At 70.5% G+C, this 14,346-nt stretch carries 11 protein-coding genes; 8 read left to right on the forward strand and 3 right to left on the reverse strand.

Translation table 11 applies throughout. The features are described 5' to 3' along the window. Window positions 1-3 precede the first annotated feature (3 nt). From ACTWPV_RS22020 to ACTWPV_RS22045, 6 genes are all read left to right on the forward strand, one after another. Window positions 4-912, forward strand: a complete 909-nt coding sequence (locus tag ACTWPV_RS22020; protein WP_347644702.1) for a carbohydrate ABC transporter permease — start codon at window positions 4-6, stop codon at window positions 910-912. Window positions 913-948: 36 nt separating this feature from the next. Then, the gene (locus ACTWPV_RS22025; RefSeq protein ID WP_443153200.1) at window positions 949-3,528 is read left to right on the forward strand and encodes an exo-rhamnogalacturonan lyase family protein; all 2,580 of its coding nucleotides are present in this window, start codon (window positions 949-951) and stop codon (window positions 3,526-3,528) included. Window positions 3,529-3,639: 111 nt separating this feature from the next. Beyond that, a complete protein-coding gene (locus ACTWPV_RS22030) occupies window positions 3,640-5,238 on the forward strand; it encodes an ABC-F family ATP-binding cassette domain-containing protein (RefSeq protein WP_443153440.1) in 1,599 nt (532 codons plus the stop codon). Between the two features lie 113 nt (window positions 5,239-5,351). Next, a complete protein-coding gene (locus ACTWPV_RS22035; protein ID WP_125642298.1) occupies window positions 5,352-5,567 on the forward strand; it encodes a helix-turn-helix domain-containing protein in 216 nt (71 codons plus the stop codon). Window positions 5,568-5,714: 147 nt separating this feature from the next. Then, window positions 5,715-6,536 carry an enoyl-CoA hydratase/isomerase family protein gene (locus ACTWPV_RS22040; RefSeq protein WP_443153201.1) on the forward strand — a complete coding sequence of 274 codons (822 nt, stop codon included), beginning with the start codon at window positions 5,715-5,717 and terminating at the stop codon, window positions 6,534-6,536. A 119-nt stretch (window positions 6,537-6,655) separates the two neighbouring features. Further along, window positions 6,656-8,545: an ABC transporter ATP-binding protein gene (locus ACTWPV_RS22045; protein ID WP_347644698.1), complete on the forward strand. Its 1,890-nt coding sequence runs from the start codon at window positions 6,656-6,658 to the stop codon at window positions 8,543-8,545. Here ACTWPV_RS22045 and ACTWPV_RS22050 read toward each other — a convergent pair. Continuing rightward, window positions 8,514-9,401, reverse strand: a complete 888-nt coding sequence (locus ACTWPV_RS22050) for a sulfotransferase family protein (protein ID WP_347644697.1) — start codon at window positions 9,399-9,401, stop codon at window positions 8,514-8,516. The genes ACTWPV_RS22045 and ACTWPV_RS22050 overlap by 32 nt on opposite strands. A gap of 88 nt (window positions 9,402-9,489) precedes the next feature. On the opposite strand from ACTWPV_RS22050, the gene ACTWPV_RS22055 reads away from it, so the two are divergent. Then, window positions 9,490-10,398 (forward strand): S66 peptidase family protein, encoded by a 909-nt coding sequence (locus tag ACTWPV_RS22055; protein ID WP_443153202.1) that lies wholly within the window; start codon window positions 9,490-9,492, stop codon window positions 10,396-10,398. Window positions 10,399-10,430: 32 nt separating this feature from the next. Next, complete coding sequence (locus tag ACTWPV_RS22060) at window positions 10,431-11,312, forward strand: hypothetical protein (protein WP_347644695.1); 882 nt, start codon at window positions 10,431-10,433, stop codon at window positions 11,310-11,312. A 46-nt stretch (window positions 11,313-11,358) separates the two neighbouring features. On the opposite strand, the gene ACTWPV_RS22065 is transcribed toward ACTWPV_RS22060, so the two are convergent. Both ACTWPV_RS22065 and ACTWPV_RS22070 read right to left on the reverse strand, forming a co-directional pair. Beyond that, window positions 11,359-12,021 (reverse strand): hypothetical protein, encoded by a 663-nt coding sequence (locus ACTWPV_RS22065; protein ID WP_443153203.1) that lies wholly within the window; start codon window positions 12,019-12,021, stop codon window positions 11,359-11,361. 18 nt (window positions 12,022-12,039) lie between these two features. Then, complete coding sequence (locus ACTWPV_RS22070) at window positions 12,040-14,343, reverse strand: ATP-binding cassette domain-containing protein (RefSeq protein WP_443153204.1); 2,304 nt, start codon at window positions 14,341-14,343, stop codon at window positions 12,040-12,042. Window positions 14,344-14,346: the final 3 nt, after the last annotated feature.

The following is a 14,346-nucleotide window of genomic DNA, read 5'->3' on the forward strand; positions in this document are numbered from 1 at the left end:
GGCATGCCGACCATGACCGAGACCAAGGCCACGCAGCCGGTCGACAACCACGGCTCGCTCGCCAGCCGCACGTTCGACACCCTCAACGTCGTCGTGCTCGTCGGGCTGGCGCTCATCACGGTGCTGCCGCTGCTCTACGTGCTGGCCGGATCGTTCGCGGGCGAGGCGGAGATCTCCTCGCGCCCGTTCTTCCTGTGGCCGGAGAAGTTTGTCACCGAGTCCTACGCCTACATCTTCGCCACCGACACGTTCGTCCGCGCCCTGCTCACGACCGTCGTCGTGACGGCGGTCGGCACGGTGGTCCAGCTGCTGCTGACCTTCACCATGGCCTACCCGCTGGCCAAGCGGTACCTCCCGGGCAGGACGCTGGTCCTGAACCTGGTCATCTTCACGATGGTCTTCTCCGGCGGGATGATCCCCACCTACCTGGTGGTGCGCGACCTGGGTTTGCTCGACAGCTACTGGGCGCTGATCCTGCCGCTGGCGATCAACCCGTTCTACCTGATCATCGTCAAGAGCTTCTTCCAGGAGCTGCCCCAGGCGCTGGAGGAGGCCGCGCGCATCGACGGCTGCAACGAGATGGGCGTGTTCTTCAAGATCGTCCTGCCGCTGTCCAAGCCGGTCATCGCGACCTTCTCGCTGTTCTACGCGGTGGCCATCTGGAACGACTACATGTCGCCGCTGCTGTACATCAGCGACCCTGACAAGTGGACGCTGCAGGTCCTGGTGCGGCAGCTGACCAGCACCGACGCCGCCACCGCCCTGTCGCAGATGGACCGGACCTGGGTGCCGCCGGAGCAGGGCCTGAAGTTCGCCGTCGTCGTCATCGCGACCCTGCCCATTCTGTTCTTCTACCCGTTCCTGCAGAAGCACTTCGCCAAGGGCGTGCTGATCGGGTCGGTCAAGGAATGAGGCAGGGCCCGCAGCCCCCCGACTGAAGGAGATCACATGACCGAGCTTCGCTGGCTGGACCGACCGGGTGAGGAGGGGACGACCTGGGGGGTCCCGTGGCCGCGCGGCACGGTGGCGCGGGACGCGCCGTTCGCCCTGGCCGACGACGCGGGCCGCGAGGTGCCCGTGCAGAGCTGGGTGACCGCCACCTGGCCGGACGGCTCGGTCAAGTGGTCGGCCCACGCCATCGGGGCGCAGCGGGACGTCGCGCGGGCGTACCGGCTCGAACCGGGCCGCGAGCCCGCCGCGCCCGGGACGGCCGTCACGGTCGCCCGCGAGCGCGGCGGGCTGGTCGTCAGCACGGGCGTGGTCACCTGGGAGTTCGGTGGCGGGACGGTCGCCCGCTCGATCTCGCGCGGGAGCCGCGAGATCGCCAGGAACGTCCGCCTGGTCAGCCTCCGACAGGGTGAGCCCACCCCCGACGAGGGCGGCGCCGTGGTCCGCGAGCAGGGCGAGGGCGTCGTGGAGAGCGTCACCGTCGAGCAGGACGGCCCCCTGCGCGCCGTCGTGCGGCTGGAGGGCCGGCACGGCGACTGGCTGCCGTTCACCGTGCGCCTCTACTTCCACGCCGGCGCCGAGCAGGTGCGGATCATGCACACGTTCGTCTACGACGGCGATCCGGAGCGGGACTTCCTGGCCGGGCTCGGCCTGCGCGCCGACGTGGTCATGCACGATCAGCTCCACGACAGGCACGTACGGCTGGCCGGTGCGGAAGGCTTCCTCACCGAGGCGGTACGCGGCCTGACCGGCCTGCGCCGAGACCCCGGCGAGCACGTACGCAGGGCGCAGGTCGAGGGCAGGCCCGCCGGGGAGATCGCCCCCGACGTCGCGAGCCGGCTGCACCTCATCCCCGCCTGGAACGACTACACCCTCGACCAGAGCTCGGCCGACGGCTACACGCTGCGCAAGCGCACCGCGGAGGGCCACGCGTGGGTGACGATCCCCTCGGGGACGCGCTCGGGCGGCTACGGCTACGTCGGCGGCGTCAGCGGCGGCCTCGGGTTCGGGCTGCGCGACTTCTGGCGCCTGCACCCCACCCGCCTCGACGTCAGGAACGCCGCCACCGGCCTGGCCACCGCCACCGTCTGGTTGTGGTCGCCGTCCGCGCTGGCCATGGACCTGCGCTTCTACCACGACGGGATGGGCCAGGACACGTTCGCCGAGCAGCTCGAGGGCCTGGAGATCACGTACGAGGACTACGAGCCGGGCTTCGGCGACGCCCACGGCGTGGCGCGTACGCACGAGCTGACCCTGCGCGCCTGCGACGCCACGCCCTCGGCCGCGGACCTCGCCGCGCACGCCGCCGCCATGAACGAGCCCGGCCTGCTGCGCGTCTCCCCGGAGCGGATCAGGCAGGCCGGCGTGTTCGGCGTGTGGGGACTGCCCGACCGTTCCACGCCGGCGCGCGCCCTGATCGAGGACCGCCTGGACTTCCTGTTCGACCTGTACGTGCGCGAGCGCGAGCAGCGCAGGTGGTACGGCTTCTGGGACTACGGCGACGTCATGCACACCTACGACCCCGACCGGCACACCTGGCGTTACGACGTGGGCGGCTACGCGTGGGACAACTCGGAGCTGTCGCCCGACCTGTGGCTCTGGCTGCAGTACCTGCGCACGGGACGCGCGGACGTCTTCCGGTTCGCCGAGGCCATGACCCGCCACACGGGCGAGGTCGACGTCTACCATCTCGGCAGGTGGAAGGGCCTGGGCAGCCGGCACAACGTGCAGCACTGGGGTTGCAGCTGCAAGCAGTTGCGCATCTCCAACGCCGCCTACCGCCGCTTCCACCACTACCTGACCGCCGACGAGCGCACCGGCGACCTCATGGACGAGCTGAGCACGCCGGAGGAGACGTTCCTGGCGATCGACCCCACGCGCAAGGTGCGCGAGGACGTCTACACCCCCGACCCGGCCGGGCTGTCGGTCGGCCTGGGCACGGACTGGGGATCGCTGGCGGCGGCGTGGCTGACCCGGTGGGAGCGGCACGGCGACGAGCGGGCCAGGGACCGGCTGCTGGGCACGATGGCCGACATCGGGGCGATGCCGCGCCGGTTCCTGACGGGTGAGGGCCGGCTGAACCTGGAGACGGGCCGTTTCGACACCTCGCGGGACCAGATCTCCGTCTCGCACCTGTCGTCGTTGTTCGGGTTGCCGGAGATGTGCGCGGAGCTCATCGCGCTCGATCTCGGCGTGCCGGGCTTCGAGGAGGCGTGGCTGGAGTACTGCCGCCTCTATCTCGCCACCCCCGAGCAGCAGGAGGCCGAGGTGGGCCGGCGGCTGAGCGGGATCTCGCTGATCCAGGCGCACAGCAGGCTCACCGCGTACGCGGCGGCGCGCACCGGCGACGCCGGGCTGGCCGCGTGGGCGTGGCGCAAGTTCCGCCTCGGCGAGGGCGACCAGCTCAACCGCAACCCGCTGCAGCACCAGGAGAAGTGGGAGCTGACGCTGGTCGACGGCCCCGAGGTGCCGTCGCCGGTGCGCGAGGCGCCGTTCGTGTCGACCAACAGCGCGGCGCAGTACGGCCTGGCAGCGATCTGCAACCTGGCACTGATCGCGGAGCACCTGGCGGAGGATTAACCAGGGGTGGGGCCCCTCCGGGGGCCCTACACTGATCGGTATGCATACTCCCGATTGATCGGCGTCGCACGCCCCAACCCTCGTTTCCTAGCTCGGGAGTGTTCCGCCATCATGATCATCGCCAGTGATATCGAGCTGCGCGCGGGCGCGCGCCTGCTCATCGAGAAAGCCACGTTCCGGGTCAATCCCGGCGACAAGATCGGGCTCGTCGGCCGCAACGGCGCGGGCAAGACGACCCTGACCAAGGTGCTTGCGGGCGAGGGGTTGCCCGCGTCCGGCGCCGTCACCAGGTCCGGCAGCGTCGGCTACCTCCCTCAGGACCCGCGCACCGGCGACCTGCAGGTGCTGGCCCGCGACCGCATCCTGTCGGCGCGCGGGCTCGACGAGGTGCTCCGCAAGCTGCGCGAGGCCGAGCTCGGCATGTCCTCCGCCGACGACCGCACGCGCGAGCGGGCGGTGAAGCAGTACGGCCGCCTCGAGGACCAGATGCACGTGCTGGGCGGCTACGCGGCCGAGTCGGAGGCCGCCTCCATCGCCTCCAGTCTCGGCCTGCCCGACAGGGTGCTCACGCAGCCGCTGCAAACGCTTTCCGGCGGCCAGCGCCGGCGCGTGGAATTGGCGAGAATTCTTTTCAGCGGAGCGGAAACTCTCCTTCTCGACGAGCCGACAAACCACCTAGATGCCGACTCAATCGGGTGGCTTCGTGATTTTTTGCGATCCCATCAAGGCGGCTTGGTGATCATCAGCCACGACGTCGGCCTTCTTGAAGCCACGGTCAACAAGGTCCTGCACCTCGACGCCAACCGCTCGGTGATCGACCACTACAACGTGGGCTGGAAGGCCTACCTCGCCCAGCGCGAGACCGACGAGAAGCGCAGGAAGCGGGAGCGGGCCAACGCGGAGAAGCAGGCGGGCGCGCTGCTGGCGCAGGCCGACAAGATGCGCGCCAAGGCCACCAAGGCCAAGGCCGCCCAGGACATGATGCGGCGCGCGCACCGGCTGCTGGCGGGCACGGAGGAGGAGCGCCAGAGCGACAAGGTGGCCAAACTGCGCTTTCCCGAGCCCCAGCCGTGCGGGCGCACCCCGCTCACGGCGGAAGGGCTGTCGAAGTCGTACGGCTCGCTCGAGGTGTTCACCGACGTCGACGTGGCCATCGACCGCGGCCACAGGGTCGTCATCCTGGGCCTCAACGGCGCCGGCAAGACCACGCTGCTCCGCCTGCTCGGCGGCATGGAGAAGCCCGACACCGGCGAGGTCAGGCCCGGTCACGGCCTCAAGATCGGCTATTACGCCCAGGAGCACGAGACCCTCGACAACGATCGCACGCTCCTGGAGAACATGCGCTCGGCCGGTGGCCAGTTCACCGACACCGAGTTGCGCAAGGTGCTCGGCTCGTTCCTGTTCACGGGAGAGGACGCCGACAAGCCGGCCGGAGTGCTCTCCGGCGGCGAGAAGACCCGGCTCGCCCTGGCCATCCTGGTGCTTTCGAGCGCCAATGTGCTCCTTCTCGACGAGCCGACGAACAACCTCGACCCCGTCAGCCGCGAGCAGGTTCTCAATGCTCTACGGTCCTATTCAGGGGCAATCGTCCTAGTGACACATGACGAGGGTGCCGTTGACGCCCTGTCACCGGATAGGGTGATCTTGCTACCTGACGGAACTGAAGACGCATGGAGCGACGAATTTTCCGATCTTGTGGCACTTGCCTGATCTTAATTTGAGTGGGTACGGATCTTTTCCCGTGGAGTAGGTAGCCGATCCCGCTGAAATGACTGATCATGGCGGAGTAACGCTGCGGAAGTCCGGCACTACAGGAGGTACTCGTGGCCGAGACACTGAAGAAGGGCACCCGGGTCACCGGGGCCGACCGGGAAAAACTGGCCGGCGATCTCAAGAAGCGCTACGCGCAGGGCGAGAGCATCCGCGCCCTGGCCGCTTCTACCGGCCGGTCCTACGGGTTCATCCACCGCATCCTTAGCGAGTCCGGCGTGACTCTGCGCGGGCGCGGCGGGGCGACCCGGGGCAAGTCCAAGCGCTGACGGCCGCCTCGGAACGTGCGACCGCAGCCGCTCGTCCCTTGACAGCCGACGTCGCGCCCGGGCCAGAACGACATTCTGTAGGCTCGGGCGCGACGGTCAGCACTCCGCGGCGCACCCTGTGCGCGGCCGGGACACGAGGAGCGGGCGATGGCGGAAGCGCGGGCGCAACAGCGCGGGGGGTATGCGGAGGACGCCTCAGCCGGGAATCCGGCGGACGGCGGGCTCCGATTCGAGGTGGACGGTGAGATAGCGACGATCACGCTGGCCTGGCCGGAAAAGCGCAACGCCATGACGTTCGCGACATGGTCGGCACTGGCTCGCATCGGCGAGAACCTGCCCGAGCAGGTGCGCGTCGTCGTCGTGAAAGGTGAGGGACCGTCCTTCTCGGCAGGAATCGACCTGCGAATGTTCACACCAGAGGGGGTGCCCGGACAGGGCTCGTTCAGCTCGGCGGCCGCTGCTGACGCCGCCACCTTCGAGCAGCGCTTGCAGCAGGCTCAGGCGGGATACCTGTGGCTGCGCCGCCCGGAGATCGTTTCCATCGCCGCCGTGCGGGGGCACGCGATCGGCGCTGGATTCCAACTGGCGCTCGCCTGCGACCTGCGGATCGTCGCCGACGACGTCGCGTTCTGCATGAAGGAGGCCGCGCTGGGCCTCGTGCCCGACCTGACCGGCACCAAGCCCCTGGTCGAGCTGGTGGGCCTGGCCAAGGCGAAGGACCTGTGCCTGACGGCCAGGGTGGTGCACGCGGACGAGGCCGTGCGGATCGGCCTCGCGGAGAACGTGGTCGCAGGGAGCGACCTCGACCAGGCCGTACATGACAAGATCGCGGAGCTGCTCGCCGTCAACCGGGACGCGGCCGCCGCGACCAAGCGACTTCTCCAGGGGGCGCAGGGCCGTTCCCTGGAGGAGCAGTGCGCAGCCGAGGGGGCCGAGCAGGCCGCCCGGCTCAAAGCCCTCTTCGGCTGAGGCGGGTGCACAGGGGCAGGAGGGCGGGGCGGATACTGGAAGGCCCCGGGATTTCGCGGTGAGCTGACTCGGGAATCCTCGTACGTCATTGCGGCGCTGTGCCGGGAGGAGGATCCCGAATGGCGATGATGGGCGGGGGCTTCGGCCCCGGTGTGATGGCGTCCCTGCGGCGCGACGACTCGGTGACCAGGCAGCGGCTGCGTCCCGGCATCGTGCGGCGCATCGCGCGCTACGCCAGGCCCTACACCAGGCAGATCGTGGCGTTCCTCGTGCTCGTCGTGCTGGGCGCGGTGATCGTGGTCGCCAACCCGCTGCTGATGAAGGCGATCATCGACGACGGCATCCTGCCCAAGCGGACCGGCGTCGTGGTCGGGCTGGCCGTGGCGATCGCCGTGCTGGCGGTGGTCGACGCCGGTCTGACGCTGGTGCAGCGGTGGTTCTCGGCGCGCATCGGCGAGGGCCTGATCTTCGACCTGCGCACCGAGGTGTTCGACCACGTGCAGCGCATGCCGGTGGCGTTCTTCATGCGGGCCCAGACCGGCGCGCTGGTCAGCAGGCTCAACACCGACGTGATCGGCGCCCAGCGGGCGCTGACGAGCACGCTGTCGTCCGTGGTCTCCAACGTGGTCAGCCTGGTCCTGGTGCTGGGCGCGATGCTGGCCCTGTCGTGGCAGGTCACCCTGGTCGCGCTGGTGCTGCTGCCGATCTTCATCGTCCCCGCCAAGTTCGTGGGCCGCCGCATGTCCGCGCTGACCCGGGAGCAGATGCAGCTCGACGCCGAGATGAGCTCGGTCACCACCGAGCGGTTCAACGTGGCGGGCGCGACGGTCGCCAAGCTCTACGGCCGGCCGGAGGACGACGCCGAGATGTTCGGCAGCCGGGCCGCCAGGGTCCGCGACGTGGGCGTGACCGTCGGCATGTACGGCACCGTGTTCAGGGTCGCCCTCGGGCTCGTGGCCGCGCTGGCCACCGCCCTCGTGTACGGCATCGGCGGCGTGCTGTCCGTCTCCGACGTCTTCGAGCTGGGCACGCTGGTGGCCCTGGCCGCCCTGCTGATGCGCCTGTACGGCCCGCTCACGTCGCTGTCCAACGTGCACGTGGACGTGATGACGGCCCTCGTGAGCTTCGACCGGGTCTTCGAGATCCTCGACCTCGAGCCCATGGTGGCGCAGCGCCCCGGCGCCGTTCCGGTGCCCGAGGGGCCGGTGACGATCGAGTTCGACGACGTTCGCTTCCGCTATCCCGCCGCCGAGGAGGTCTCGCTGGCCTCGCTGGAGTCGGTGGCCCGGCAGGACACCGGCCCGTCCCATCCGGTGCTGAAGGGCGTCTCGTTCCGGGCCGAGCCGGGGCAGCTGATCGCCCTCGTCGGCCACTCGGGCGCCGGCAAGACGACGATGACGTCGCTGGTCTCCCGCCTCTACGACGTCAACGAGGGCGCGGTCAGGATCAACGGGCTCGACGTGCGCGACGCCACGCTCGACTCCCTGCGCGACACCGTGGGGGTGGTCATGCAGGACGCTCATCTCTTCCATGACACGATCGCGGCCAACCTCCGCTATGCCAGGCCAGGCGCGGGCGACGAGGAGATCTGGGACGCTCTCAGGGCCGCGCAGATAGGTGACCTCGTGGAGGGCCTGCCCGACGGGCTGGAGACGGTCGTGGGCGATCGCGGCTACCGGCTGTCCGGCGGCGAGAAGCAGCGCCTCGCGCTGGCCAGGCTGCTGCTCAAGGCGCCGCGGGTGGTGGTGCTCGACGAGGCCACCGCCCACCTCGACTCCGAGTCGGAGGCGGCGGTGCAGGTGGCGCTGAAGACCGCGCTGGCAGGCCGCACGTCGCTGGTCATCGCGCACCGGCTGTCGACGATCAGGGAGGCCGACGAGATCCTCGTCGTCCACGACGGCCGCATCGCCGAACGCGGCCGGCACGACGAGCTGCTGGCGCGCGACGGGCTCTACGCCGAGCTCTACCGCACCCAGTTCACCTCTTCTTCAGGTAGCCCAGCCGCTTGAGCTCCTCGCGGGCGACCTTCTCCACCAGCTTGACGTCGTCGCGCCCGAGCCGGGAGGTGTGGGCGCCCGGCTTGGGGACGCCGGGGTCGTACAGGACGACCTTGGACACCCGCGTCTCCAGGAACTCCGCGAGCGTGGCCACCGTCTGCTGCGGCCTGAGCACGAGGTCCTCGTAGCGCAGCGTCAGCAGCTGCTCCTCGGGCAGTGTCCTGCGCAGCTCGGCGCTGACCCGTACGGCGCTGCGCCAGCGCAGCGCGCTCTTGCCCGCGTCCGGCATGTCGCGCCACCGGTCGAGGTGCTCGTCCTTGCTGACGCCGAAGAACGCGTTGGGGAACTCGGTCTGGCCTGTCAGCATCGCCGGCTTGAACCAGGCCAGGCACGCCGGATCGGCCAGCATGCCGGCCACGGCGTCCCTGCCGTCGCGGATGAGCTGCACGAACCGGGCGTCGGGGAAGGCCTGGAGCAGCACGGGAACGCTGTAGAGCAGGTCGGGGCTGCCGTCGCCGAACCGGGTGACGTCGCCGGTGCTCACGCAGGGGCCGGTGCCGGTGACACCGCCGGCCTCCCTGCACGGTTCGGCGCACTGGCCGCACGACCGGGGCAGCACCTGCCACGACTCGGCGAGGGCGTCACGCATGACGCGTACGGCGCCGGACGTGGCGGCGAGCGACGGTTTGCGGGCGAAGGCGTACACCACGTGCGCCACGCTCGCGCGGCCCATCGTCACGTGGAAGCCAGGGGATCGTTTCAGGGCGCGGGCGAGCAGATCCGTACCGGAATGCGGGGCTCCGAGCAGGAAGACCGGCCGGCGGACCTTGACGCCGTTGACCACGAGGATGTGGGGCGGAAGTCGCATACGACAGGTAAGTGTGGCACCGTTTGGCACGTGGAAAAGCCAGTGCCGCATCGGTGCTCACCGGAGCAGGCATGGAAGGAGTTGGTCGATGCAGCCGGGTGACACCGTCGCGATCGTCTCGCCGTCAGGCCCGCCCAACGCCGTGATGCTCAGGCGCGGCGTCGAGCGTCTGGAGAGCCTGGGGCTGAAGGTGGTGCTCGGCGCGCACGCGCTCGACCGCCAGGAGCTCGACTACCTCGCGGGCAGCGACGCGGCCAGGGCCGCCGACCTGCAGGCGGCCTGGTGCGACCCGGCCGTCTCCGCGGTGTTCTGCTGCAGGGGCGGCTACGGCGCCGCGCGGCTGCTCGACCGGCTCGACTGGAACGCCATGCGGGCGGCGGGCCGCAAGGTCCTCGTCGGGTCCAGCGACATCACGGCGCTGCACAACGCGTTCGCCGTCGAGCTGGGCGTGCCGACCTTGCACGGGCCGATGCCCGCCTCCCGGATCATGGCCGACGAGAAGCAGCCGGAGCCGCAGAGCTGGGAGAGCCTGCGGGCGGCGCTGTTCGGCGCGGACGGCCCCGCCCACGACTACCGGGTGCACGGTGACCGGGTGCTGGCGCCGGGGCGGGCCGAGGGCGTGCTGTCCGGCGGTAACCTGTCGCTGCTGGCCTCCATGTGCGGCACCCGGTGGCAACCGTCGTTCCAGGGCAAGATCGCTTTTCTGGAGGACGTGACCGAGGAGCCCTACCGGATCGACCGCATGCTGACGCAGCTGTTGCAGGCGGGGGTGTTCGAGGGCGTGCGGGGCGTCGCGCTCGGCTCGTGGGTCGACTGCGGCGATCCCTATCCGGTGCTGCGCGACCGCCTGGCGCCGCTGGGGGTGCCGGTGGTGGCGGGGTTGCCGGTGGGTCACGGGTCGCCTCAGATGAGCGTGTGGCTGGGAGCGCTTGGTGTTATCGATACCGAATCGTGCTCCCTGGCTGGTCGGATCGGCGATGAGGAGCAGGCAAGGTAGGAGGGACGAAACCGACAGAAGGGACACGGCGCGTGAATTTGTTCGGGCGCGACCGCGAACCCTCACGCCGGCCGGTCGAGGACGTCGACCTCGATTCCCTGCTCGCGCTCGTCGCGGAGTCCCTCGGATACACCTTCGCGTTCGCCCGCGACGGAGGCTCCGTGAGGTTGACGAGCGCCACGGAAGCGGGCGAGCCGCTGGTCGTCCGGCTCACCGGGCTGCGGCGCGAGGCCGCGCGCAGAGCCAGGGAAGACTGGCCGATGCTGGTCTCCGAGCACCTCGCGCACGCCGTCGCCACCGCCGGTGACCGGCTCGACGTCTGCGACCTGGAGCAGGCCAAGCCGCTGATGCGCACCCGGGTGGAGTCCGTCGACGAGGTGAGCGACCTGACCCGCGTGGTGGGCCGCCACCTCAACGCCGACCTCGTGGAGCTGCTCACCATCGGCACGCGGGCCGTGCGCCCCGAGGAGGCGGGCTGCTGGCCCGTCCCGCCGGCGCGGGCCCTCGACCTGGCCGTGGCCAACGTGCGGCGCGAGGAGCGGCTGCTGGCCGAGAGGATCGAACTGTCGGGCACGCCGGTGACCCGCCTGACCGCGGCCACCCCCGCCGCGGCCACGCATCTACGGTGGCTGGGCTCCTACCTGCCCGTGCCCGCCGACGGGGCGCTCGTGGTGCTGCCCGACCCGTACACCCTGCTCGTCCATCCGGTCGACGGGATCGGGGTGGTGCGGGCCATCGAGCGGCTGCGGGTGCACGCGGCCCGCACCGACGGGCTCAGCGCGCAGGTCTACTGGTGGCACCGGGGAGTGCTGACGCTCATCAAGGCCGACATCGTGCTGCAGAGCGGCCACGCCCGCCTCGTCGTGGCGCCGCCGCCGGAGTTCGCCGAGGTCCTGGCCCGCCTGGCCGTCTGACACCCCCTCCTGGCCCTCCGTCGCGATCGGAGCGGCCGCCCGCCGTTCAGAGCCCGAACGCCGCCGACACCCGGTCGGTCAGGTCGTCCTCGGTCATCGTGCCGTCGACCTCGATGACGGGCAGCCCGAGACCGAGCGCCTCCCCGGCGAGGCGCTCGGTGAACATCCGGTCGCGTTCGAGCAGGTTGCGCAGCGCCCTGTCCGGATCGCCCGTCCTCCCGGCGATCTGCCAGAGCGAACCCCGGCTGCGGAAGGCCTCCCGGCGGAACCCGGGCGACGGAATCAGCCAGACGGCCCGGTCCGGCGTGGCCAGCAGGGGCTTCACCAGGTGCGGCAGCAGCCGGAAGCCCTCGGCGACCACGGGAGGTCCGGCGGGAAGCCGCAGGAGGTCCTCGACGATCAGGCCGAAGCCCTCGCCCCGGAACCAGTGGAACGTCTCCAGCATGGTCTCGGGAGACCGGTTCACCCACCGCTCGTCCATGTCCATGGCCATGAACGCGTGCAGGTGCGGGCACTTGCCGGGCGTGCTCCTGGCGGCGTGATCCGGCATCACGTCGTCGGTGGCGTACAGGCGCAGGCCGTGCCGGTCCGCGAGGCGGCGGGCGACGGTCGACTTGCCCGCGCCGCTTCCGCCGCCGATCCAGTAGACGTGCCGGAGCCGGGCACGCAGGTCCGCCGCGCGGGCTTCGCCCGGCCGGTCAGGCCGCATGCTTCCCCCTTACGGGCGCTATGGACGGCTCACGTAGTCGCGCAGATGCAGCGCGGTGAGCGAGGATCCGGTGGCGACCAGCTCGTCAGGGGTGCCGGAGAACACGACCTGGCCGCCGTCGTGACCGGCTCCCGGGCCCAGGTCGACGATCCAGTCGGCGTGGGCCATGACGGCCTGGTGGTGCTCGATCACGATGACCGTGTTGCCGTCGTCCACCAGGCGGTCGAGCAGGGCGAGAAGCTGGTCGACGTCCGCCAGGTGCAGCCCCGTGGTGGGCTCGTCCAGCACGTACGTGGTGCCGTTCTTCGCCATGTTGATGGCCAGCTTGAGCCGCTGCCGCTCGCCGCCCGACAGCGTGGTCAGCGGCTGCCCGAGCCCGATGTAGCCGAGGCCGACCGAGGCCAGCCGGTCGAGGATCGTGCGGGCCTGGCCGGTGGTGAAGAAGTCGCGGGCCTCGGCCACCGGCATGGCGAGCACCTCGCTGATGTTCTTGCCCCGCAGCGTGTACGTCAGCACCTCCGGCGTGAACCGCTTGCCCTCGCACTCCTCGCACACCGACGCCACCTCGGCCATCATCGCGAGGTCGGTGTAGATGAGCCCGATGCCCTTGCACTTCGGGCAGGCGCCCGCCGAGTTGGCGCTGAACAGGCCCGGCTTGACGCCGTTGGCCTTGGCGAAGGCCGCGCGGATCGGGTCGAGCACCCCGGTGTAGGTGGCCGGGTTGCTCCTGCGCGAGCCGCGGATCGGCGACTGGTCGGCCACCACGACGCCGTCGCGGCCCGCGACGTAGCCGTGGATCAGCGAGCTCTTGCCCGACCCGGCCACGCCGGTGACCACGGTCAGCACGCCCAGCGGGATGTCGACGCTCACGCCGCGCAGGTTGTGCAGGGTGGCGTTCCTGACCGGCAGCTGCCCGGACGGGCTGCGGACCTCCTCGCGCAGGCGTACCCGGTGGTCGAGGTAGCGGCCGGTCAGCGTGCCGGAGGCGCGCAGCCCGTCGAGGTCGCCGTCGTAGCAGAGCTGACCGCCGGCCGCGCCGGCGCCGGGGCCGAGGTCGACGACGTGGTCGGCGATGGCGATGGTCTCCGGCTTGTGCTCGACGACGAGCACCGTGTTGCCCTTGTCGCGCAGCTGGAGCAGCAGGGTGTTCATCCGCTGGATGTCGTGCGGGTGCAGGCCGGCCGTCGGCTCGTCGAAGACGTAGGTGACGTCGGTCAGGCTGGAGTTGAGGTGGCGCACCATCTTGACCCGCTGCGCCTCGCCGCCGGACAGCGTGGACGACTCGCGGTCGAGGCTGAGATAGCCGAGACCGATCTCGACCAGCGAGTCGAGGGTGGAGAGCAGGCCGTCCAGCACCGGGCCGACGGCCTGGCTGCCGATGCCGCGGACGAAGGCGGCCAGGTCGTTGACCTGCATGGCCGAGCAGTCGGCGATGTTCCTGCCGTCGATCCGGCAGGCGAGCGCGGCCTCGTTGAGCCGGGAGCCCGCGCAGGACGGGCAGCGGGTCAGCTTGACCGCCCGGTCGGCGAACGCCCGCGCCGACGGCTGCATCGACTCGCGGTCCTTGGCGAGGTAGGCGCGCCTGACCCGGGTGACGAGCCCTTCGTAGGTGAAGTTGTTGGAGCCGTACTTGAGCTTGGTGGGCGGCTTGTGGAGGAGGTCGTCCCACTGCTCGGGGGTGAAGTCCTTGAGCTTGACGGCGGGGTCGAACAGGCCTGACCCGGCCACGACCTGCCACGGCCAGCTGTCGACCGGGTAGCCGGGGATCTTGATGGCGCCGTCGTTCAGCGACAGCTCCCTGTCGACCAGCTCGTCCACGTCGATGTCGGACGCCTTGCCCAGCCCCTCGCACTCGGGGCACATGCCCTCGGCCATGTTGAAGCTGAACGCGCCGGCCGAGCCGGCGTGCGGCTCACCGAGCCGGCTGAAGAGGATGCGCAGCATGGTGTGCGCGTCGGTGGCCGTGCCCACGGTCGAGCGGGCGTTGGCGCCCATGCGCTCCTGGTCGACGATGATCGCCGCGCTCAGGTTGTGCAGCGCGTCGACGTCGGGGCGGGCCAGGCTCGGCATGAAGGCCTGGATGAACGCGGTGTACGTCTCGTCGATCATCCGGCGGGACTCGGCGGCGATCGTGTCGAAGACGAGCGAGGACTTGCCGGAGCCGGACACTCCGGTGAAGACGGTGAGACGTCGCTTGGGGATGTCGAGGGAGACGCCCTTGAGGTTGTTCTCCCTGGCGCCACGGACCTGGATGCGGTCGTGGCTGTCAGCGGCAGTGTGATCGTGAGGCTGGACGGCGCTTGCCTGCTGGCTGGAGAGCACGGA

The organism is Nonomuraea sp. KM88 (genome assembly GCF_052245635.1).
Lineage (GTDB): Bacteria > Actinomycetota > Actinomycetes > Streptosporangiales > Streptosporangiaceae > Nonomuraea.